The organism is Shewanella sp. SM74 (assembly GCF_025653725.1).
GTDB lineage: Bacteria > Pseudomonadota > Gammaproteobacteria > Enterobacterales > Shewanellaceae > Shewanella > Shewanella oncorhynchi.
In genome coordinates this window covers 1-22,613 of sequence record NZ_JAKKRZ010000043.1, presented here as the reverse complement: position 1 = coordinate 22,613, position 22,613 = coordinate 1, and the positions used below count along the sequence as shown (strand labels likewise).

Sequence of the window (22,613 nt, the reverse complement as noted above, 5' to 3'; positions counted from 1 at the left end):
CCGTCATCATCCTGAAACGCCAACAACTGACGCTTGCGATAACTAAAATATGTAGGAATGATGCCCTGACGTTTTGCAAATTCAGTTTGGGTGAGACCACTTTGGGCTTGCTCGGCAAACAAGGCCAGCCATTGTTCTTTGGTACGGTGCATGATGATTACCCTGGCAGTTGATAATGGCAGACAGGGTAAGGTTGATCAGTTAGGATTGGAATGTGTGGTTGGCGTTACGCTTACAGATGAGCTTGATGATGGTGTGCCGTTTGCTGAAAAGATGGAAATGCTGACAACTATGTTGAGTGAGCAGTTTGCTGAGTCGGCCAAGCTAGAGGCTGAGATTAAGAAGAACCTAGCGGGGTTAGGTTATGAGCTGTAATTGGAAAACAGTAACTCTGGCTGAAGTTACTTCACGAATTGGTGATGGACTTCATGGAACCCCTAAATATGATGACTGTGGCGATTACTATTTTATAAATGGTAATAATCTTTCTAATGGTAGGATTGTAATAAATGAGAATACCAAAAGAACAGATAAAGAACAGTATTTGAAGCATAAGAAGGACCTAAGTGATCGCACTATACTTGTATCTATAAATGGTACGTTGGGCAACATAGGAACCTATCAAGGCGAAAAGGTTTTTCTTGGCAAAAGTGCTTGTTACTTAAACGTACTTCCAAATATTGACAAAAATTATATTAAGTATGTTCTAACTGCTAAGCACTTCCAGGATTACATCCATAACTTAGCAACTGGTTCAACTATAAAAAATGCTGGCCTTAAACTGATAAGAGAATATGCGTTTCAACTGCCTAATGCTGAAACTCAAAAGAATATATCCAGTGTTCTTAGTGCAATTGACTCCAAAATCACAATCAATACTCAAACAAACCAAACCCTAGAAGAAATGGCGCAAGCCATCTTCAAATCTTGGTTTGTCGATTTCGACCCCGTAAAAGCCAAGATGAATGGTGAGCAGCCTGAGGGTATGGATGAAGCCACTGCCTCGCTATTCCCCGATAAGCTAGTTGAAAGTGAGTTGGGTTTGATTCCTGATGGTTGGGAAGCTGGAACTGTAGGAAGTGTCACAGCAGCTAAAGGTGGTTATGCTTTCAAAAGTAAACAGTTTATCGATGAAGGCAATCCTGTTATCAAGATTAAAAATATTACTTCTGCTGGTACTGTAACTACATCTGATTGCCAATGTGTCGATGACGATATAGCTAGAACCGCCTCTCGCTTTAAGCTATCAGATGGTGATCTTCTTATGGCAATGACAGGTGCCACTGTTGGTAAAAGTGGGATTTATGTATCTGATGGTCGAGATGGGTATTTAAATCAACGTGTTGCTCGATTTGAATCAAAAGTAGATAAATCTCAACCATGCTGGTTTACATATAACTTAGTCAACAGAGACTCTATCTTCGAGCAAATTGTTGGGGCTGCTCAAGGAAGCGCTCAGCCGAATATCAGTTCGAATGGTATTGAACAGGTTAAAACAGTGGTTCCCACATTTGATTTGATTCACAAATATCAAGAAGTGGTTTCACCTTTATATGCAAAGTGGATATCTAATTTTAAGGAAAATAGCCACCTTTCAGAACTACGTGACACACTGCTTCCTAAATTGCTTTCCGGCGAAATCGACTTAGCCGAAACGACAATATAATAATCAAATTAAGAGCAAGGGATTGCAATGCAAAATAGTTTACTTGTTAATATCAGCAAATATGCGGCAAGCCATAAGACATCACCGATAGAGAACTTTGTGACAGAAGCGTTTGCTTGGTTGTTGAAAAATGATGAGTCTGTGCGTCAGGCTATAAACCATCTTTTACAAGAAAAAGCGGTGCTGAAAGGGTTGGCTATTGACTCTATGGCTGAGTCTGAATATGTCGATACCCAAGTCAACTTCAATGGAAAGTTCCCTGATATGCTGTGGGAATCTATAGACCGTGATTTTTGTGTGATCTTTGAACATAAAATTTGGTCAGAGCTTCATCACAAACAATTAAGCAACTATAGAGACTTTGCTGAGAAATCTCTTAATAAACGCTTTTTAATAGTATTGATTACCGCGCACGTAGGGCAACATAGGCAGCAGCCTGATATTGCATTGTGCTGGTACGATATTGCCAAGCAGATCCAAGCCATAGAGAGTGATAACGAAAAACTTAATTGGATCCGCGAAGAGTTTATTCAGTTACTCGAAAGCAATGGATTAATTAACGTATCGGCGATTAATCCGCTGTCAATTGCCTACTACCAAGAAGCCAAAAACATAGATCAGCAACTCTATAATATTTGTCAGCACTCGATTAATAACCAATGGCCATTGTTGACAGAAAGTCGTTCGACGCTATTTTCTAGCCCACCCAAACATAGAAATGCACGTGGCCGAAATGACACCTGGGGCCGAATAGGGTTAGAGTTTTCTTCATTAGCCGATTTTAACGATGAGAAAGCATGGCAACCGGCATTATTTTGTGGCTTTATTGTTGATGGTGCTGACCATCAAATTCACGACCTCCTCAGCACGGCACCCATTGCGGCAGTCGTGTTGAGCGTCAATAAAAAGCTTCAATCAAAAGTTAAAGAACATGGCTATTACGACCAGTTAGTTGCTGATATATCGTCAACGCTGCCTAAGGGATGGCGTCTCAGCGACCGGACAGCGCTGGGGAATAAAGCGAATAAATGGCATCCATTGATCATCTATCGTGATTTGACTGAATTTATCGCTACTGCCAGTACATTTGAGCAGCAGCAAGAAACTTTCTTTAATCAGATGGCGGCTATTCAACGATTATTTATTGATAGTGAGTCATTCACAGCATTTTGCTGCGAAATGCAAAAATGGAATCGAGAGGACGTAGCGTGATCACCTAAGACCCATTAGAACAAGCGTGCATCAGCTGGTTTACCAGTACACGGTTTATTGGATCAAGGTTTACATAAGACTAAGGATAGTTATGGAAAGCAACAAAACTCAATCACTGCTGTTTGATACCAATGTATTGCTGATCAATCCTGATTTGCTCAATCAATTTTCCCAGCGAGTCATTCTGCCGCAGAAGATCCTAGACGAGCTTGATTATCGCAAGACCAAGGCCGAGCATCAGGAAAAAGCCCAGCTGTGTCTGCATCATATTGAGAAGCATAGATTAAAGGCCATAAGCTCCAGGCATGGATTTGGCTCAAGCCAGGGGAATAATGATGACATCATACTGATCCAGGCCTTGTCCCACACCAAAGCTGGTAACATCCAATTAGTCAGCAATGATGTCGGCATGCGCAACCGCGCCCAGGCCAAAGACATCACAGCTCTGTCATTGGAGAGGTTTTTACAACAAAGTGGCGAGGGCGACAACGCATTAACCCCCGCTCGCCAAGCCTTATTTGAGTTGTTGCAGCAAGGTGACTTTGTCAGCCTCCAACAGCAACTCGCATCTCAACCTGGGGCTCACTTTAATTTTTATCTCAGTACTGGCCTGACCCCCTTGATGACCTGCATTCAACAGAAGGAGTTTGATGCGATTGATTACTTGTTGTCGCAGCCCTCGACGGATATAGACTTGATTGATAAGGCTAAGTTAAAAATTACCGCCTTCTGCCATGCCGCCCAGCGCCGCCAACTGAAAACCATGGATAAGCTGCTACGAGCCGCCGGAGCCAACCCCTATATTACTTCTAAGGGCAATAATCGGGGAAACTCGGCCATGCTCATTGCCGCCTGGGATGGCGCCCTAAATGTGATCAAATTTATTCACGAACATGCCAATATCCGCTTCAGCCTGAATCAGGCCGATAACAATGGCTTTACCCCACTGATCAAGGCCAGTATCAAGGGCAATGACGCCATCGTCAGCTACCTGCTTGAGCAGGGCGTCGACATCGATATCCGCGACAGGAATGATAAATCGGCGCTGGATTACGCCAGAGAGAAAGGACACCAAAAGATAGTGACCTTATTACAAGGAAAGATATATGGTTAAGCTGTACACACCTAACGCCGCGCCGATTCAAATCCCGGTAAGGCAAGATTTACTCCCAGTTGAGCAGGTAGAGAGAATTTGTATCTCGGTCAATACTATTTGCAATCTGGGGTGTGATTACTGCTATTTTTTCCATCCTGAAAACCGAGTCGAGAAAGAAAAGCCATTAAGCGCCGATGAGATTTTTGTCATCCTGAAAAACTCTCTGGAATATCACCAGCATTATAGGTTCGACAAAAAGGTTAAGATTAACTTCGTCGGCAGTGGCGAGCCCTTAATTCATTGGCGTAACATACGCGATGGCGTACAGCAGTTCGTAGAAGCCTATCCAAACCAAGAGTCGCTCAAGTTCTACACAGTGACTAACGCTACCCTAGTAACCGAAGAGATTGCCGAAAATATGCTGGCACTAAACATAGTGCCCAGCGTATCAATAGATGGTCCTAAAGTCATTCATGACAAGCACAGACTCGATCACAATGGTAAAGGTTCATTTAATGCCGCTATGCTGGGTATAGAAATACTCAGGCGCAAAGGTTTTGATGTGGCTATCAATACCACGCTGACCATGGACTTGCTCAACCAACTGGATGATTACGTTGAATTCATCAAGCAGCAAGAGTTTACCAAGGTTATCTTCGACCGCTTAGTTGATACACCTGAACACGTCGAAGCCCTGAGCTACGCTCAGTACTATCAATTTTTGCAAGACATTAAGGTAAAATTTGACCTTGCGGGATTAACTCGAGTTGAAATCGGTAACCTAGAGGCTTATCGCCGCAACTTTGCCGGTAAACCAGATAAAGTCTGCACCATGTTCGGCGGCAGCTGTGGCGCTGGTAGTAACTTTGTCATCTACATGGGCCGCGAAGTCTATCCCTGTGGCCGCATGTTTGGCCAATCCAAATGGCTGCTGGGGTCTATCAATGATCCCATCGATAGCTTCCCCAAGAAAATGGCAAAACACTGGCCAGAACGACAAGACTGCAAGACCTGCCAGGTTGCTTCAGATTGCGTTAGAGACTGCTTGCTCGAATATCACACCCAAGATTACTCCTGTGATCCTAGGAAGGATTTTCTCACCACCATGAAAGGTGCCCTGTAGTGATCAGCAAAAAACTAAGAATAGGCATCTATGGCGTATCAGGGGTGGGTAAAACTACCCTTGCCCAGTCATTGAGCCGATACGAAAGTGTGGTCAATTGTTACGATGGCTCCAGTATTATAGCTCAGGTGGTCGCTGGTGGACTAGACGAGTTCAAACAGGCCACTAGCAAGCAGAAGCAAGCACATAGAGAAGCTGCCATTACCGAGTTACACGGGCTGCATTCTCAACATAGAAAACATACCGTGGTGAGTGGCCATTACAGTTTCATTCAAGCGGGTGGTTATGACATTGCCTGGACTCAGGCCGATGCCAGATTTTATGATGTAATATTTTTCTTGCATAAGTCCAGTGAAGATATCAAGGCTCAACTCCAAAATGATTCGCATCGACACGCAAGGTATACAGAGACAGAACTAGCCCAATGGCAGGATGTTGAACACCAAGGTTTAGCTGAGTGTTGCTCGGCTGACAATATCAGATTTGTCGAACTCGATGGTCGTCTTCCACAAGCTGTATTGACCAAGACGATGATCCAACACATTTCAGCGCTTGTGTTACAGCGCTTTGCAGCAGAAATCGTTGCACATCAAAAGCCCGTTGCGTTGTTTGACTGTGATGGCACCCTAAATCACTGCGACATTTATGATTTCTCGCCGGAGGAGTCTTTATCTGCTCGTGTAACTGAGCTGTTTAAGCGATATGAAAGCTACTGCTTTGATGCATTTTTTGATGTGTCTCAGTATCTTGATAGCCATCAAAACCGTCAGTTGATGCAAACAACTTTCAACGCAGCACGACAAGACTTATCCCTTCATCCAAAAGCCATTGATGTCATTAATGCTCTAAAAGCACAAGGCACCCTGATAGTGTTTATCTCTTGTGGCTTCCCTGCTTTGTGGCAGGCTCAGTGTGAATTAGCCGACTATGTAATAGGCGGTGCTAGTTTCGGTTTGTGTGGCTGCATAATTACCAATGAGAGCAAGACCCAATTAGCCGACATCATCAATCAACACCGCCTCCCGCTTAGCGCATTTGGCAATGGCCGGGTTGATTTGGGCATGTTGCTGCACAGCGATCAGGCTACCTACATTTTTAAAGACCAAGCAAACCCTAAGCATTTATCTATTTTAGCGGGTCACGAAGACCTAAATGTTGTCAAATTGGAGGACATTCTAAATGTTAAAAATACTGTCTGAGAATAATCATTACTTGCAAGAACTAAATACCCAGTCGCGATCCATAGAGGTGAGGGGGAATCGGCTCGCAAATATTCATCAGCAAATTGGCCAGATACTCGGGGTAGAGTTTATTAACTCTCTACCTAGGACGATTAAGGAGGTGACCAACCCGCAAGGCAAGTTAGGCACTTCTGAAGTAACTGATTTTTCAAGTATCACCATCATCTGTTTGCTCAGAGCCGGACTCTATGTCAGTCAGGGGGTGCGCTTACTCTTGGGTGACAATCCACATCAATACATCTTATCCAATGAGGCCGATGACATAGCTATAAATACCATTGAGGATCAGCATGTTGTTATTGTCGATTCCGTCATAAACTCTGGAAAAACATTAGCTAAGTACCTTGAAAAGGTTAGTGAAGCCAAAAGCTCCATGGTAATTTCATTAGTGATGCAAGAGGATTTTGTGCCTCAAATTGAGCGCTATTACCCCAATACTCAATTCGTAGTCAGTAGAGTGTCACAAAACTACTACGTGGGTAGCGGTACCAATGACACAGGCAACAGGTTATTTGGCACATTCTAAATAGAGCAAAAAAATGATAATCACCGAAGACCAACTAGAACAGCTATGTCTCGGCTGGTTTAAAGACCAAGCTTATGACTATATCTGTGGTTATGACATAGCACCAGATGGGATAACACCGGAGCGTGATGATTACCATCAGGTTGTATTAAAGCAGCGGTTATTAAGCCAGTTAGAGGTGATTAACCCAGAACTTCCCTATGATGCCTTACTCGATGTAGTGAATACCGTTTGCTCACCTGATACGCCCATACTGATAAAAAATAACCGCGCCTTCCATAAGTATCTGATAGAAGGTGTGCCGGTTGAATATAGCGTTTTTGAGGATGGCGAAACCAAGACTAAGTATTCCCATGCGCAGTTGATGGATTTTATCACACCTAACAACAATGAATTTTTGGTCGTTAATCAATTTACCATTACAGGTACAAAAGGTAATCGTCGACCAGACATCATTATTTTTATAAATGGCTTACCCATAGCGGTCATCGAGCTTAAAAATCCTGCCGATGAACATGCCGATATCTGGAATGCTTACAATCAACTGCAAACCTACAAAGATGAAATATTCGACTTGTTTGTTTTCAATGAAGCCTTGATTGTCAGTGATGGTTGGACAGCACGTGTAGGTTCATTAACCGCGAATAAAGAACGATTTTTACCTTGGAAGACAGTATCGACGGAAGACGATAAGCCTTTGTTCGAGTTTCAGCTAGAGACCATGGTGCGTGGTTTCTTTAAGCAAGATTTATTACTCGATTACATCCGCTACTTCGTGTTGTTTGAAACGGACAATGACAACATTATTAAGAAGATTGCCGGCTACCACCAATTCCATGCAGTACGAGCTGCCGTAGCTGCAACGGTTCGAGCTCGGCAAGTCGATGATTCACTGCCGTTGGTGGCAGAGACTATGGGGATCTACCAAGTACAAGCGACGAAAGGATTAGATAAGATCAAGCCAGGCAGCGGTAAAGCTGGTGTTGTTTGGCACACCCAAGGCAGTGGTAAGAGTATTTCTATGGTGTGCTATGCCAGTAAGTTGTTACAGCAAGCTAGTATGAACAATCCGACTATTGTCGTAGTGACTGATCGTAATGACTTAGATGGCCAGTTGTTTAACACCTTTGGCATGGCGCAAGAAACCTTAAAGCAAATACCGCAGCAAGCAGATGATCGTGATTCATTACGAGAGTTGCTGTTAAATCGCCAATCTGGCGGGATTATTTTTACCACAATTCAAAAGTTTGCTTTGTTAGATGAAGAAACTGCCCATCCGATTTTATCGGAGCGAAGTAATATTGTCGTTGTGTCTGATGAAGCCCACCGCAGCCAGTATGGCAATAAATCCAAGATGGTTGAGATAAAGGATAAGCATGGCGTTGTCACTGGGCATAAGTTCGTTTATGGCTACTCAAAGTACATGCGCGACGCTTTGCCAAATGCCTCATTTATCGGCTTTACCGGTACGCCGATCGCCATGGATGATAAAGATACCCGTGGTGTGTTTGGTGAGTATGTTTCTATCTATGACATTCAAGATGCCGTCGATGATGGCGCGACTGTGCCCATTTACTATGAATCGCGATTAGCCAAGCTCGATATCAATCAAGATGAAATCGAGCAATTAAACGATCAAGTTGAAGATGAAATTGGCGAGGATGAAGAGACCGCAGATCGTGAGAAATTAAAGTCTAAATGGGCAGCATTAGAGAAGCTCGTTGGTGCAGCGCCGCGTATTGAGCAAGTTGCTAAAGATCTTGTTGAACACTTTACCACTCGAACTGAAACCTTCCCGGGTAAGGCCATGGTTGTGGCGATGAGCCGTGAAATCTGCGTCGACTTATACAATGCAATTGTGGCGATTAAACCTGAATGGCATCACCTCGATACCGATAAAGGCGTTATTAAAATCGTGATGACCGGTTCTGCATCTGACAAAGAAAAGATGCAACCCCATATTCATGATAAGAAAACTAAAAAGCTGTTTGAAAAGCGCTACAAAGATACCGAAGATGAGCTGCAACTGGTGATTGTACGTGACATGTGGCTTACAGGCTTTGACGCCCCATGTTGCCATACCATGTATATTGATAAGCCCATGAAAGGGCACAACTTGATGCAAGCAATTGCCCGAGTCAATCGGGTTTTTAAAGACAAGCCAGGCGGTTTGGTGGTTGATTATATTGGTATTGCCAATGAGCTTAAAAACGCACTAAAAACCTACACCAGCAGCCAAGGAAAAGGCCAGCCGACAGTCGATACTGCTGAGGCATTTGCTGTTCTGATGGAGAAGATTGATATTATCCGTGGGATGTTTGCGACACCAGTTGATGGCAAGGTATTCAATTATCGCCCCGACTTTGAAACGCAGGCACTTAGATTACTTCCTGGCGCAGTAAACCATCTTTCAGGGCTTGTTACACTTCAAAGCAATGGCAAAGAGCAGCGAGATGGTAAACGTCGTTTCTTGGATGTGATGGCGGCATTAACGAAAGCCTATTCACTTTGTAATACCATGGATGAGACGCAAGGCTACAAAAATGAAATAGCTTTCTATTCAGCAATCAAAACCGCATTTATTAAACATTCAACTGTCGATAAAAAACGTACTGATGAACAGCGTAATACGGCATTAAAGCTGATCCTTGATAATGCGGTCATTGCTGATGGTGTTGACGATATATTTAGCATGGTTGGTTTGGATAAACCCAACATAGGGCTACTTTCACCAGAGTTCTTAGAAGATGTAAAGAACATGAAAGAGAAAAATCTTGCCGTGGAGTTATTGGAAAAATTACTTCGGGATGAGGTTAAATCTCGGATGAAAAACGATGTGGTGCAGGAGAAAAAATATTCTGAACGCATTCTGTCTACGCTACAAAAATACCATAACCGCAGCATTGAAACCGCACAAGTCATTGAAGAGCTTATTCAATGGGCAAAGGAGATGCAAGAAGATGCCGAGATGCTTGATAGGTTAAACCTGTCTGTCGATGAAATTGCCTTTTACCGTGCGTTAATTGAAAACGAAGCATCGGTGCGTGAGCTTGGCGATGATAATTTGCGAAGTCTTGCTATTGAGCTAACTCAACAATTGCGAAAGTCTGCTACCGTTGACTGGCAAAAGAGGGATAGTGTGCGAGCGAGAATGCGTAACCTTGTACGCCGATTACTGCGCCGCTGGAAATATCCACCCGATGCGGCAGAGGCTGCAATCAAGCTGGTACTTGAGCAGGCTGAAGTATTAGCTGATGGTTGGTATGCTGCTTAATTAGAGTAAATGCAAGGTATGAAATCCTTGCCTTTTCAATACGTAATCACTCTCTATTCAGTCAATACTGCTTTTGAAATCATAAGTAGCACCAGTAAAAATAGTGGCAATATTGCAGTTTAGATTAAATACATGAAATCAATTATGTCTAAAGGTGTGTTTGAGTTAGACGGTCTCTAACTCAGTAAGGTACCAAGCGTGTAGTTGCCAATTTAGTGGTAACTACCTAAATATTTAGCTGTAGTTGTTGTTACTGTAGAGTTTGAATTGGTAATACTGGTGGTCGAAGTTCATTTTATTGCGATGAACTGAACTGGGCAAATCTGAAAGGCCGCCCTGAAATATCTCTGTGCTGCCACACTGAGAGAGCGTGACCGAATTACTAGCTTTTTCTACTGGGATAGTTCAGTTTTTCGTGAGGCAAAGAGTAAGGTAAGCCATTTTGGGTGGTAATCCTGTATAAATTTCGAGTAGTTTCGTATTAACTTCCCCTCCTAGACTGAAAAATAAAATTTATTTTCACTCCGTTTTAATACCATTTTTCATTTATTTTCTACATTAATATTTCCTAATGGAATATGGAGGTAGTGTTTTTAACCATTTTTTCTATTCACAAATTCATTCCGTTCCGAGCCAAAATGACGGAATTTATATTTAGAATTTTAAATAGTCAATATTTTCCATATAAATAATAATGATTATTTTGTGTTTTTATGTGACTGATTTTTAATGTTTTATTTTTTGTGCTGGCCATTTTTTTAGAAATCTATGTTTTTTGGATGTTAGGAGTGAAAATCCTGGTTAAACCGTAGAAAAGTGCATTAATTATTTAGAAAAAAAGATAAATTATTTAAATTTATAAATAAAATACAATGGCTTACGATTGTGTTTTTGGGGGTTGCGTTTGCTTTTGTTTGGTACTAGATTCGCATTATCTAATTAGGAGCGTACCGATATGAATCATCCCCAAATGCAGTGCCGAAAACGTCATCAAATCCATTCACGCGATTACGCGATGTGATTGTCTGATGAAAAAAACGGCCAGAATGACATTTGAGCGCCAGCAGAGGTGGTTTGATGCTCATCGTCGCAGTATTGAACACGATGAGATTATCTACGAGCCATTTTGGCGTGTTGAAGATGTACGTAGCTCAGGTATTAAGACCAAAATAGCCCACTTTTCAACACCGCATCGGGTGATGCATCTCTTATCGCAAAATGAACTCTGGATGTATTTATCACTGGTGCATATGCGTTACGTTGTTGAAATTTATGAGCAATATGCAATCCCGTTGGACTTTTCTATTCCGATTGCTAAACAACTGGGAGTAAAACATCCCGTCTACGTTGGCTCAAAACAGGTCCCGATTGTTCAAACCATTGATTTTGTCTCAATTCTTGTTGATGGTTCGCGTGTTGCCCACCCGGTCAAACAGGAATCGGATTCACTACGTGAGCGAACAATGGAGAAATTGGCAATTCAACAGGCTTATTGCGAGCTGGAACATATTGATTATCAGCTAGTTACCAGCACTGAACTTCGCACGGTGAAAAGTGAAAATCTTGAAGCGCTTTTTCGTCACCGTCAGATCCCGCCATTTTTGCACTCCTTATTTGAAATATGGCTGACCAATTTTATTGGCTGTTTATCTGATGATAGACATTGTCGAACCAGCGACATTATCGACATTTCCTCGAGGATTAGTGGAATCACTTTTTCGCAAGCTGCGTCGTTTTTTTATCATGCGCTGTGGTGTCAGCGTTTAGATATGAATTGGACTCAGCGATTAAAACTCGAATTAGCAGCGTCAGATTTAGGTATATATCCATGCAATTGACTCATAGTCCTGATACCAACCAAATATTGAAAGTAAATCTCGGGTTTGGTCCAAGTGAAGAGGCCGATTCAGAGTGTTTTATTGGTGATAAAAAAATCACCGAGGATTACTTGGTGATCAGTGTTGATATCCCCCTAAATGTTGCATTTGCTATCAATCTCGACACTGTTGCCCGATTTCCTATTCAGCTGGAATACAAAGAATTACTGAATAAAATCAATGATGAATCATTAATATTATTCGAAATGGATTGGCCTATCGATGCATTAATGGATCTCGATAGTTTACCAGAACACAAGAGAAAGAAGGCGCTTGAGCGTTACCAAGTTATCGAACCGTTATTGCAAGACCTCGACAATGTGCTGCGCAACGATTATGGGCAAAACTGTATTGCACAGGTCATCGAGCAAACCGGGCGTAGCAAACAGTATGTATACGACTGTTTATATTCGTATTTCAGGCTCGGTCAGCGCCAATCTGGATTATATTTACCCATGGGTAAAAATACGATCCATGTTCCTAAAAAACGAGAATTACGCGTAAAACCAGGGCGTCCAAACTCGGGCATCGCGAGGGGCAAGCTCCTGAATGAGTACGATTATAGGCATTTTAAGGCAGGCAAACGTCTATATGCTAAGCGCAATGGACCATCGATTGTACATGTTTATAAGCAACTGATAAGAAAGCATTATTTTTCATCAAGGGTAAAGCATGATTTTCAAACCGCGCAAAAAAACCAGCGTCGGTTTAAAGTTGAGTTAGTCGCACCAGATAAACGCCCGACCTATAACCAGTTTTATTACTGGTTATGTAAAGAGTTCGGCGGAAACTTACCTGCCAGAGATAAAAGTCGTCAAAACGCAATTGAAAATAAAAAAGATAATGCCGGCCGAAAAGGCGATGCATATGCGCATGTTATTGCGCCTGGGCAAGTTTTTGAAATCGATGAGACCCCATTTACTGAAGAGTTAGTATCGGTTTTCGACCCCACTCGCTCCACTAAAATTGGCAAAGGCACGGTGTATTTCATCATTGATGTGTTCAGTAAGATCATCGTCGGTTTGTACATCACAACAGAAAATCCATCTTACAATACAGTTCGTCAGGCGATTTTTAATAGTGCTCGCGATAAACAGGTTTGGTTTGATGAAATGGGACTCAATTTTGACGCCAGCTATTGGCCTCAATCGGGTATTGCGACAACCTATTTTGTTGATAAAGCCGAGTTTCATAACAAAATTTCCGAAGGACCAATCTCTGATTTGCCAGTAAGCGTGAAATTTTCACGCTCTGGCAGGGGGGACGACAAACCCAACATAGAACAACTTTTTCATGTTTTTCAAGGACATTTTGAAGGCGTTAGTAAGGGGAATCAAACAAAATCTCAACAAGATATCGCCCGCCAGTTAGCGCGAAAACATGCCAGCCTAACGATTCATGAGTTATATCAAATCGCCATCGTTTATGTGTTTTATCATAACAATAACCGCCAGGTTACAAATTATCCTCTCGAGAGATCAATGGTGCGTGACCAGATCCCCGCTATACCTGCAAAATTGTGGGCGTGGGGCGAAAAAAATCGTCCAGGTTATTTGCTCAATCTACCGGATGATGAGATTTATTTTAAATTGCTGACCAAAGGTGAGATCACGGTTCATCGTGATCACTTATATCTCAAAGAAAATGGCTTGCGATATAACTGTGAGTGGACTTTAGAGAGCGGCCTTCAAGAGCGCAGCCTCCCCAATCAGCGCAGCCTGATTTTGTCATGTCGTTATAATATTGAGCTGGTTGATATTATTTTTATTTGCACATCCGATGGATTAAAAGTTGCGACGCTAGATCATAAGGATAACCGGTTTGCTGGTCTGTCATTTGATCAAGTGAAGCAGCAAAAAACACAGGAGCATGGCGAAAACGAGCTTGTCATTGAAGACCAACTGCAATATTTGCTCGGGGTTCAGATGTTTATTGAGCACAAACTGACCCAAGCCGAAAAAGAAAAAATCTCGGGCACTATGCCCAGCCTCGCCAAAATTAAAGACAATCGCAAGCTTGAGGCGTTAATCAATCGTCACAACGATTTAAATCGTTTTTTACAGACAGTTAATTCCACGGGTGTACTCGAGTTCTCGCAAAATAGCGATGTTGTTGAAGATGGTGAGTTCGAGCACAAGGCCCATTCAGCGTTCTATAAACAAGAAAGTAAATAATGAAAAAAACTTTACCCATTTCAATCGCATCGGCCCAATATCGACATTCAAATGTCTCGTCATATCAAGGAAATCCGCTAATTCTGGCTTTGCCTGACCGCATAGAGCCTGAGCGATTTATAACAGTCATGTCGCGTATCATTCAGGCTGAGAGCAATGATGTCGATATGTCTGATGATGATCGAATTGCATCCCTCAAAAGTCTTCGTCAAATGCTGATTATGACGCCGCAACATCTCGATTTGTACAATGAATTGTACGATCTGATGTGTCATGGCTATGTCGACAGAAATCCAACACGCGTTGAAGTCATTGCGTGGAGCTATGATATTGCTGATAGCCATATTGATATTGAAAATATTAAGCGTCCTCTTTTAGATATGGTAGGTACTACAACCACCGCCGATGCAATGTTCATGACCGGCATATCTGGAAACGGTAAGTCTCGAGCGATTGAGTCTATTCTGACGAATCTATTTCCTACTGTTATTGAGCATCAAACTGATTCGTTGAATGAGCCACAGATCACTTATATCAAAGTCGATATGCCGCATAACGCTAGTCGCCCAGGACTTATCTATCAGATACTAAGTGAAGTTGATAACGCGCTTGCGGCGAGTCGTTACGGTAAAACTGGCTACGCGCAATCTGTGAAGAAAACGAGTGGGAAATTTTTAGATATTTCCAGCATGATGGGAATTCTGCGTAGCGTATTAATAAGACATCATGTTGGCTTGCTGATCATTGATGAATTTCAAAATTTACAGGTGGCCTCGAAACGTTATAGCGAAGAAATGATACAGTTTTTTGATGAGCTGACCAATACGTTGTCTATTCCCAATGTGAAAATAGGTACTCCAGATACGCTGTTGATTTTTGATAAAAAAGGCCGCCATAAACGACGTATAGGGTCCACATTTGAGTTGTCACGATTCACTCAACAACATGATTGTGAACGATTCATGAAGGCGTTATTTGCGTATCAACCGCTCAAAAAGCCGGTTGAAATCAATGATGATATGGTCGCGTTGTTATTTGAGCTCTCAGCGGGTGTCCCATCAATTCTAATTACTCTGTGGGAGTCATGTCTCATTGAAGCGATACGCAGTGGCAAAGAAACATTTTCGCTGAAATTGATTCAGCAAACGTTTAAAAAACGCTTCCCGCTCATGCGCATGGTTACACGTAATATTAATCAAGGTAAAAAAGGGCGACACTCAGATTTGTTGACGGTGCAGCAATACCTTGACTCTGGAAATAACACACTAGCAATCAAACATCTACAGAGTTTTATGTCATCATCTGAATTAACGTCTGATACCGCTCATGCTGTTAAGAATGATATTGATAACTTGATAACGTCGAATGAATTCTCTGAAGCGGATTTACAAAAATTAGCAAAAATTAAAATGGATTTAGATAGTAAACGCGAGTCAAAACGTTCACCACAAACGTTGGAACATGACGAATGATCCGCGTAGGTTTGTTACCCGATGAGTATGTCTATAGTGCATTTATTCGAGAACGTATGTTATCGGGGCAAATGCACATTAATACAAAGCGATTTTTTGAGATAAATGACATTGTGTATCATCAAATGCATTCACAATTGCCATTAAATAAAGATCTCCTGAGTATTATTCGAAAAATGGCTTTGTCGCCTGAGCAAATCCTACATACTCAACTAGCGCATACGCCCGTATCGCTCTGGTTATTGAGTACGCCTCTCTGTGGGGCGGAATATACTATGCCCAACCACAACGCTCTAGCAGGTATTAACATTGATAAGCGTTGGCGGTTTTGCCCACAATGTGTTGCTGCAGATAAAGCACTGTATGGTGTCTCCTATTGGCATAGTGCTCATCACCTTTGTGGCGCCAAAATATGCCCTATTCATGATCAGATTTTGCACACCCATGATGAGTTAAAGGTGTTGCCATTCACCTTACCGCATCATTGGCTCGATAGTGCAGAGCCGATGACGCTACAACCTTGGGAGGTTGCATGGCAGCCGTTTATCTATCGCGTTGATCAAACGATAAAAGCCGATCCACTTTGGCCCAATCGAGTTAAAGTGCAAATTCGCCGATATTTGGATTGTGAGTCGCAATTACCCCTGAAGCAGAGCGAGCGCACACGGTTCGATCAACTAGCGAAGCAAATGACCCAGGATTTAGGTCAGGAGTGCATGGCAGGGTTGTTTTCATCGCAAAGACTTGGACGAAGCAGGCAAACCAATATTATTTGGGCGACGTTATCTGGCCAAGTTAATAGTGCCAAAATACGACACCCGCTTTTTTGGTTGGCGATTATTTTCTGGCTGCGCAATGAATTGTCAGAGTGCCAACATTTACTATGAATCATCTCGCCCCTCTCGCTAACGAATCAATATTCAGCTGGGTGGTGCGATATCATTTAACGTGCAGTGTGGGACATGAAAAAAGCACCTATCAAACACTCTTTCAACAACCCAAAATTCGTCTGCATCCCTATCTTCCTCACTCTATCGACTATTTAGCCGGCCACGGTGGGCTCACCGCACAGCAGTGGTTAGTTCATCACACGTTATATCCGCTATTTCAGTTTTTTGGTCATGATGCAGAGCAAAAGCTGTTGTCTGTGATGCTTCATGGCAAGGGTAATCCGGTCATTACTGCCAACATTCCCCATGCGAGGCTCAATTTCTCTGCTGGCCATCGGGTGTGTCCACTGTGTTTGTCTGAACACCGACATAACACTGGGATTCCGATGCTTGATATCCGTCATCAAATTCCGGGCCTCATCGTTTGCCCTATTCATCATTGTCTGCTGGTGGTGTTAGCCAATGGCGATGCCGGACTGGATCGGCGGTTGACGTTTCATCATGCCGCCATGACTCCTCATGTCTATCGGGTTGAACATCAGCAGAGTATCGATTTCGCCCAGTTTTGTTGGGATACATTAGCGCTCATTAAAAATGAGCCATGTGATCTAGCCTTGCTGCATACCCACTATCAACAGCAATTAATGCATAAGGGATTTATGACGCGCTCAGGGCAGATCCGCATGGCCATGTTGGTGCGTGCCATTTCAGCGTGTTACCAAGACATGGTGTTTGATCTTGAAAGCACCTTTGAGTTTGGCGAGCGTTTTCTGGGGTCGTTAATTCGCGATAAAACCCGAACCCTAAATCATCCGTTTAAGCATCTGATTTTAGGATTTTGGTTGTTTGATAACGATCCTCGCGGATTTTTAGGTCAAGAAAGCCCCTTTCAGCTGATGCCCGCCTTTAATGCACCAGTAGTGGTTAATGATGATCGTGAGCGTATTTTGTCTCTGTTGTCTGAGGATTTCAGTATGGCGCAGATTGAGACGATGACTGGGCGTAGTCGCTGTTATATCCGCCGTATTGCAGAGCTTGCAGGGATAAAGCATGCCAGCAATGCCAATGCGTTTTCGCACAGACAGCGTCATTGGGTGCTGTTGTTAGCCCAGCTTGGGCGGCATCGGCATGATATTGCGCATGCTGTTGGGGTCGGTGTGGGCTATGTGGAACAACTGATCTCTAATACGCCTGGATTGGTGTTATGGCGCCAGCAATTGAGTGCACAGAGAAAGCACTCGGATGCCGTTGTGGAGCTGCTTGATGCGCGTCAATGTCATCCCTTGTGGTGTAGAAAAGACATCAAAGCGCATCACAGCCGGGCGTTCTTTCATTTATATCACCATGATCGTGAGGGCCTTGAAGCCATTTTGCCCTCAGCGTTGAAGCCATTGAGGCCGCGCAAGGACTGGGCTGCTGAAGACATGCGGTTGGTTAAGGCGATTAGTGAGCTTGAGGGCGCGACGTTAATGTCGTTGACGGTGATTGCGGCGAAGGTGCGTGATCGGGGGTATTTGAGTAAGCGCCTTGATAAGTTGCCATTGACGCGGGCGCTACTGGTGACGCTGGGGGTGAGGGGATAATTGGGGTAGCTGCGCGCAATGGCACGTTATGGTAAATCGGCAAGTTTAGCAGTGTTGATAGGCGGTTGATGGGATTGGGGGGCGATAAGGCGTATTTTAAGACGTGATGGTGCATTGAATGACAGCGAAATGAGCTGAAAGTTTGTTTCAGAATATGCAGTTTTTGGGCTTGATGATGGACGGTTTACGGTTTACGGTTTACGGTTGGCGCGAAATTGAGGTGATAAGGGGCGTTTTTACATGTTATGGAGGGAGTGTCGAAATGGAGCATATGAATAAAAAGCGAGTGTATTGTTTGAAGGCCACACCGCTTTATGTTGTTGAACATCCAGGGCTGCACAGCCAGCGTGGTATTCAACCTTTGTTTTGTCATTGCAATGTGAATGATGAACTTGTGGCGCTGGTGGTGCATTTACGGCAGCAGTTGATGGCATTGGATTTATGCCAAGTGAGTAAGGTGTACCCTGATGCTCGGTGGTTCTTTGAGTTAGGTGATCGTTACTACTCGCAGGTGAAAAGTTTGATACATGTGACTCATAAGACGATCTATTTTACTGGTTATCTACTGCCCTATGATGCCCCTCAATTTCAGTCCAGTGCGATCCCTATTGCGGAGCTGTTATTCAATCAAGGCGAATTCAAAAATATTGACCCTGTGGTGCATTATCATCCTCGAGTGAAGGGGTTAATTGATGAGATTGTGTCCAAGGCAGCGGAGGTCAGTCGCCGAATAGATCAGGCCTGTGCGTTGGAACGATTAGCCGATGTGATGAGCGATCTTGATGAGGTGACGTCGGTGATTGATGTGGATTTAGAGGCCCATCAGCAACGGTTGAAGCAGGAAGCGAGTGTGTTTATCTATCAGTATGAGCAATTAGAGCGAGATATTGAGACGTTAAGTCTACAGATCCTCTATCAATGCTTTCAGGTACAAGTCGGTGATTGGGTTGCATCAAATGTGCTGAAAAGAGGCAAAACGATTCAGCTGGTGGTGGCGTCTGCGAGTTATTCGGATGGGTGGTTGTTTATCAATGGGACTCACGTTACTCAAAAAGGCGTACTGGGAAAACGTGAAGAACGCATAGCATTAAAGGTATTACGTGATGAACATTGAAAGCAAGTTGAAGCAGCTACGCACAAGCAGAAAGTGCAGAGCGATCCTACCATTTCATCCTATGACAGTCGGTGGCATCGACGTTTCTGGTGAGTTGTTTGTGAGTGTCATGATCTTTATTAAGGCATTGTTTAAGCAGTTGAAGATGCATCAGTTTGATATTCAAGTCACACGTTGGGGGGAAATATTTTTAATTGAACCGAGTCGTGGCATGTATATCCAGTTATCTGTTCATTTTCGAGTGAGTGATACTGAGATTAAGCGAGTCAAACAAGAATTTGCGTCTAAAGCATATCTTGTTCATCCAGGTGAGTATTTTGCACATGAGGCATTATGTGTGTCTTTTCGCGTTAATCGCCCTAGCACGCAATGGCGCCGTTTTCCTCTGGATGTTGCCGCTGAGTCTTATCATGATGTCGTAGCGACCATCATTAAGGCTATGCGGCTCAATGTTGTCAATCTAACACCTACTATTAAGCATCAATTCCGTGGAGACATTCATAGAGTCGATAGTCATGATGTCATTGCCTTAATCCGTTATGGCGCCGCGAAGTTGGGACCAGATTCGCAATTTGCTCACATCATCAGTGGCGATCGTGAGTTTTTGTATGTGAAAGGCTTTACCCTTGATGGGACTCAGTTGAGGTTTTCGAGTTTTAATCTCAGACAGTATCAGTATTGTCTGTCCCCGCAATCAATGAAAATCATGAAGATGTTGGTTCCTGAGGCGGGAGATTCGGTTGTTGAATTTGTGAGTTAAGCGAACAATGTGATTGATGAGTACAGTAATACAGATGATCATTTTTCAATAATGGAGGCGTTATGAAGCAGAACATTATCGGTTTTGGTGAGTATTTTGCGACAGGAGAAGGGCTAACTTACATCATTGCATCAGGTACTGAAGAAGTGATTAAGGACTTTGCGGGCCCCTACTTCTCAATAGGGTTAACGTTTTTTTCATTCGATGAGATAAGAAAATGCCTAATTGAAATAGAGACAAAAAACGATGCCAATAAGCTTGATATGCCCGCATTTGATGCTGCTGAGGTCTTACGTGAAAATGTACCTAACGTTGCAAGACTGATAAAAGAATACGGCTATTGTTCGTTTGCGTACAAGTTGCATTATAACCTGGCTTAGCGATGCTATTTGGTGGTCAACGTTGGTGTGCCACAGCAGTGCTTGCCCGTGCTGATGAACTGGCCATCATGCTGTCGGCAATTGACGAGCAGTTTGTATAAGTGGGTGGCGAAAGATAATGCTAGTGGTTCTGTGATACACGACTAAATGGTGCTTAATCCCAGTCATTATATTCTATATTGTTATTGCTCCTTAGTGTAAAAAGCCATTTACTCCTGTTATGCAAGTTTGTCTTATCTAAACTTGTTCAATGAAGCATATGAACGTTATGACAGCAAGGTTGAGACTGAGGTTCTATGTAACAAAAGCTGGCTAAATTGTACTAACTTGATTAATCTCATCTCAATAAATTTGTTTATTGAGATGAAAATCATGCCTGGTAAGTATTTAGCTCCGCCTGAGTGTCCTTTTGAGACGATAGGCGATGTTTTACTTGAGATTGGCAATCAGGGTGATGATCCCAATAAATACAAGGACTACATTTACCTGCTTGATGAGTACCATTCATTTAATGAATTTAGGCGCAGAGTCAAGTCTGGCTTAGACGCCAAATACTGCTGGTGGCTAATGCGGTTGTCTCGAAATAACGCATTAATAAATCTAGCGCCATTAGAAGATAAGCCATTACCGCCCGATCTGCCTGAGTCCGTTAATCAAGCGTTGTTACAATCCCCAGATTTTATTACAAATTGCCGATTCAATAACCTGCATGAGTTTAGTCGTGTTTTATCGCAGATTGATCGCTATACCACTCATGGTGCGATGCTTGGGATTCTTGAGCAGATAGGAGAGAGCGCGCATTTCGAGCACTTAAAAAACAACTTAATTGATGATGAGGCGATATCCAGTAGTCAATTAGAGGGGGCCGCGACAACGACTATTCTTGCAAAAGAAATGCTCAGGAAAAAGCGTAAGCCTCGCACAGAAGACGAACGCATGATTTCGGGGAACGTTGATTTAATGCAAGCTGCGTGGGATCTCAAAGATGAGCCACTTAGTATTGGGTTGATACAAGAGCTGCATAAGGTTGGTACCCAAACTCTAGAACAGAAAAAGTACACATCGGGAGCATTTAGGATCCGAGACAATGTGGTTGTGGTTAACTCTATTGGTGAAACCGTTCATCAGCCGCCAAAGCATGATGCTATTGAGCGCTTATTGTCTCGGGTAGCGAATTGGCTAAACTCGACTGACGATCAGATTCATCCCGTTATACGGGCCATTACTCTGCATTTTGTGATCGGCTATGTTCATCCCTTCCTTGATGGTAATGGTCGGGTGGCAAGAGCTTTGTTCTATTGGTATATGTTTAAGTGTGGCTATACCGGATTCCGTTACATTGCGATTTCAGCATTATTGAAAAAAGCGCCAATTCAATATGGCCAAAGCTATTTGGATTGTGAGCATGACAACTTAGATTTAACGTATTTTATCAAATATCAGTTAAGTGTTATCCATCGGGCCATTGCTGAATTTATGTCTATATATGAAGGTGCAGCATATCGAATGAATGAATTAGACGAGCAGTATTCTGGCTTAGAAGATATTGAGAAAAAAATTATTGGCTTTGTTGCTGGTGAGCCTCGTTATCGAAAAAAACCTACGATTACAGCGAGAGAGACTGAAAGATTGCTGGGGGTAAGTTACAACACGGTAAAGCAAAAACTTGATGATATGGTTACTGCTGGAATACTCGGACGTGAAAAAATGGGTAAAGCGACAGAATATTTTTTGGCATAAACATAATCTGCTGCGTTGTCACGTAAAGACCGACATATGAGATCGTATGGAACATACAACTTGGCATAAGTGGTTGAATACCTTTGCGTGGTACGTGGCGTAAACCCAAGATATTTTTAATATAGATGTTCTCAATCTTAACGCGCTGTTGCCCCAAAGTGAGTTTCAGGCGCATAACTTATCTTAAAGCCAGTAATTAGGGTCTGTTGATCTTTCGAGAGTGATTTTTAGACAGCATGGCAAGACGTTATAATTTGCTTCGCCAAAAGTAACCATAACCTCAAGCCATGCCAAGACTTATGCTAACCGATGCACGCTGGGAAAAGCTATTTCATTTAATGAAAAGCACAGGCCGTGTTTATGACAAACCTGAACATAGACAAACATTCGAAGGTATTCTTTACCGCCTTAGAACAGGTATCCCTTGGCGAGATTTACCTAAAGAGTTCGGTCATTGGAGCACGGTCTTTAGGCACGGTCTTTAG

Annotated in this window: 18 protein-coding genes and 1 pseudogene; 18 read left to right on the top strand and 1 reads right to left on the bottom strand. The window is 42.9% G+C overall.

Annotated elements, in window-relative coordinates; genetic code table 11:
• A partial coding sequence (tnpA, locus tag L5M49_RS23205; protein ID WP_411569119.1) for an IS66 family insertion sequence element accessory protein TnpA occupies positions 1-152 on the bottom strand: 152 nt, incomplete at its 3' end.
• Between tnpA and L5M49_RS23200 the strand changes: the two genes are divergently transcribed.
• From L5M49_RS23200 to L5M49_RS23115, 18 genes and pseudogenes are all read left to right on the top strand, one after another.
• A complete protein-coding gene (locus L5M49_RS23200) occupies positions 151-375 on the top strand; it encodes a hypothetical protein (RefSeq protein WP_263266889.1) in 225 nt (74 codons plus the stop codon). The genes tnpA and L5M49_RS23200 overlap by 2 nt on opposite strands.
• Positions 365-1,666 carry a restriction endonuclease subunit S gene (locus L5M49_RS23195; protein WP_263266888.1) on the top strand — a complete coding sequence of 434 codons (1,302 nt, stop codon included), beginning with the start codon at positions 365-367 and terminating at the stop codon, positions 1,664-1,666. The genes L5M49_RS23200 and L5M49_RS23195 overlap by 11 nt, the downstream gene beginning before the upstream one ends.
• Before the next feature lie 27 nt (positions 1,667-1,693).
• Positions 1,694-2,878 (top strand): PD-(D/E)XK nuclease family protein, encoded by a 1,185-nt coding sequence (locus tag L5M49_RS23190; protein ID WP_263266887.1) that lies wholly within the window; start codon positions 1,694-1,696, stop codon positions 2,876-2,878.
• A gap of 91 nt (positions 2,879-2,969) precedes the next feature.
• On the top strand, positions 2,970-3,992 hold the full coding sequence (locus L5M49_RS23185; RefSeq protein WP_263266886.1) for an ankyrin repeat domain-containing protein: 1,023 nt from the start codon (positions 2,970-2,972) through the stop codon (positions 3,990-3,992).
• On the top strand, positions 3,985-5,097 hold the full coding sequence (locus L5M49_RS23180) for a radical SAM/SPASM domain-containing protein (RefSeq protein WP_263266885.1): 1,113 nt from the start codon (positions 3,985-3,987) through the stop codon (positions 5,095-5,097). Before L5M49_RS23185 ends, L5M49_RS23180 begins: the two co-directional genes overlap by 8 nt.
• Complete coding sequence (locus L5M49_RS23175; protein ID WP_263266884.1) at positions 5,097-6,296, top strand: AAA family ATPase; 1,200 nt, start codon at positions 5,097-5,099, stop codon at positions 6,294-6,296. The genes L5M49_RS23180 and L5M49_RS23175 overlap by 1 nt, the downstream gene beginning before the upstream one ends.
• Positions 6,277-6,864 (top strand): uracil phosphoribosyltransferase, encoded by a 588-nt coding sequence (locus L5M49_RS23170; RefSeq protein WP_259523938.1) that lies wholly within the window; start codon positions 6,277-6,279, stop codon positions 6,862-6,864. The genes L5M49_RS23175 and L5M49_RS23170 overlap by 20 nt, the downstream gene beginning before the upstream one ends.
• 16 nt (positions 6,865-6,880) lie before the next feature.
• On the top strand, positions 6,881-10,138 hold the full coding sequence (locus L5M49_RS23165) for a type I restriction endonuclease subunit R (protein ID WP_263266891.1): 3,258 nt from the start codon (positions 6,881-6,883) through the stop codon (positions 10,136-10,138).
• 1,028 nt (positions 10,139-11,166) lie between these two features.
• Positions 11,167-11,976 carry a TnsA endonuclease N-terminal domain-containing protein gene (locus tag L5M49_RS23160; RefSeq protein ID WP_263266883.1) on the top strand — a complete coding sequence of 270 codons (810 nt, stop codon included), beginning with the start codon at positions 11,167-11,169 and terminating at the stop codon, positions 11,974-11,976.
• Complete coding sequence (locus tag L5M49_RS23155) at positions 11,967-14,189, top strand: hypothetical protein (RefSeq protein WP_263266882.1); 2,223 nt, start codon at positions 11,967-11,969, stop codon at positions 14,187-14,189. Before L5M49_RS23160 ends, L5M49_RS23155 begins: the two co-directional genes overlap by 10 nt.
• Positions 14,189-15,661 carry a TniB family NTP-binding protein gene (locus L5M49_RS23150; protein ID WP_063884255.1) on the top strand — a complete coding sequence of 491 codons (1,473 nt, stop codon included), beginning with the start codon at positions 14,189-14,191 and terminating at the stop codon, positions 15,659-15,661. The genes L5M49_RS23155 and L5M49_RS23150 overlap by 1 nt, the downstream gene beginning before the upstream one ends.
• Positions 15,658-16,548 (top strand): TniQ family protein, encoded by an 891-nt coding sequence (locus tag L5M49_RS23145; protein ID WP_263149126.1) that lies wholly within the window; start codon positions 15,658-15,660, stop codon positions 16,546-16,548. The genes L5M49_RS23150 and L5M49_RS23145 overlap by 4 nt, the downstream gene beginning before the upstream one ends.
• Positions 16,545-18,134, top strand: a complete 1,590-nt coding sequence (locus L5M49_RS23140; protein ID WP_263266890.1) for a TnsD family Tn7-like transposition protein — start codon at positions 16,545-16,547, stop codon at positions 18,132-18,134. The genes L5M49_RS23145 and L5M49_RS23140 overlap by 4 nt, the downstream gene beginning before the upstream one ends.
• A gap of 262 nt (positions 18,135-18,396) precedes the next feature.
• Positions 18,397-19,248: a hypothetical protein gene (locus tag L5M49_RS23135; protein WP_263177423.1), complete on the top strand. Its 852-nt coding sequence runs from the start codon at positions 18,397-18,399 to the stop codon at positions 19,246-19,248.
• On the top strand, positions 19,238-20,008 hold the full coding sequence (locus L5M49_RS23130) for a hypothetical protein (protein ID WP_263149130.1): 771 nt from the start codon (positions 19,238-19,240) through the stop codon (positions 20,006-20,008). The genes L5M49_RS23135 and L5M49_RS23130 overlap by 11 nt, the downstream gene beginning before the upstream one ends.
• 62 nt (positions 20,009-20,070) lie before the next feature.
• Entirely contained in the window at positions 20,071-20,388 is a 318-nt protein-coding gene (locus tag L5M49_RS23125) for a hypothetical protein (protein ID WP_263149132.1), read from the top strand.
• Positions 20,389-20,715: 327 nt separating this feature from the next.
• On the top strand, positions 20,716-22,128 hold the full coding sequence (locus L5M49_RS23120; RefSeq protein ID WP_263266881.1) for a Fic family protein: 1,413 nt from the start codon (positions 20,716-20,718) through the stop codon (positions 22,126-22,128).
• 287 nt (positions 22,129-22,415) lie between these two features.
• Positions 22,416-22,601 (top strand): annotated as a pseudogene (locus L5M49_RS23115) (transposase); the annotation flags it as partial.
• Between the last annotated feature and the right edge of the window lie 12 nt (positions 22,602-22,613).

Coding starts and splice junctions, on each gene's coding strand:
- L5M49_RS23185 (WP_263266886.1), top strand. CDS start 2,970: ATGGAAAGCAACAAAACTCAATCACTGCTGTTTGATACCAATGTATTG.
- L5M49_RS23160 (WP_263266883.1), top strand. CDS start 11,167: ATGAAAAAAACGGCCAGAATGACATTTGAGCGCCAGCAGAGGTGGTTT.
- L5M49_RS23195 (WP_263266888.1), top strand. CDS start 365: ATGAGCTGTAATTGGAAAACAGTAACTCTGGCTGAAGTTACTTCACGA.
- L5M49_RS23145 (WP_263149126.1), top strand. CDS start 15,658: ATGATCCGCGTAGGTTTGTTACCCGATGAGTATGTCTATAGTGCATTT.
- L5M49_RS23140 (WP_263266890.1), top strand. CDS start 16,545: ATGAATCATCTCGCCCCTCTCGCTAACGAATCAATATTCAGCTGGGTG.
- L5M49_RS23150 (WP_063884255.1), top strand. CDS start 14,189: ATGAAAAAAACTTTACCCATTTCAATCGCATCGGCCCAATATCGACAT.
- L5M49_RS23180 (WP_263266885.1), top strand. CDS start 3,985: ATGGTTAAGCTGTACACACCTAACGCCGCGCCGATTCAAATCCCGGTA.
- L5M49_RS23200 (WP_263266889.1), top strand. CDS start 151: ATGATGATTACCCTGGCAGTTGATAATGGCAGACAGGGTAAGGTTGAT.
- L5M49_RS23170 (WP_259523938.1), top strand. CDS start 6,277: ATGTTAAAAATACTGTCTGAGAATAATCATTACTTGCAAGAACTAAAT.
- L5M49_RS23135 (WP_263177423.1), top strand. CDS start 18,397: ATGGAGCATATGAATAAAAAGCGAGTGTATTGTTTGAAGGCCACACCG.
- L5M49_RS23155 (WP_263266882.1), top strand. CDS start 11,967: ATGCAATTGACTCATAGTCCTGATACCAACCAAATATTGAAAGTAAAT.
- L5M49_RS23125 (WP_263149132.1), top strand. CDS start 20,071: ATGAAGCAGAACATTATCGGTTTTGGTGAGTATTTTGCGACAGGAGAA.
- L5M49_RS23190 (WP_263266887.1), top strand. CDS start 1,694: ATGCAAAATAGTTTACTTGTTAATATCAGCAAATATGCGGCAAGCCAT.
- L5M49_RS23130 (WP_263149130.1), top strand. CDS start 19,238: ATGAACATTGAAAGCAAGTTGAAGCAGCTACGCACAAGCAGAAAGTGC.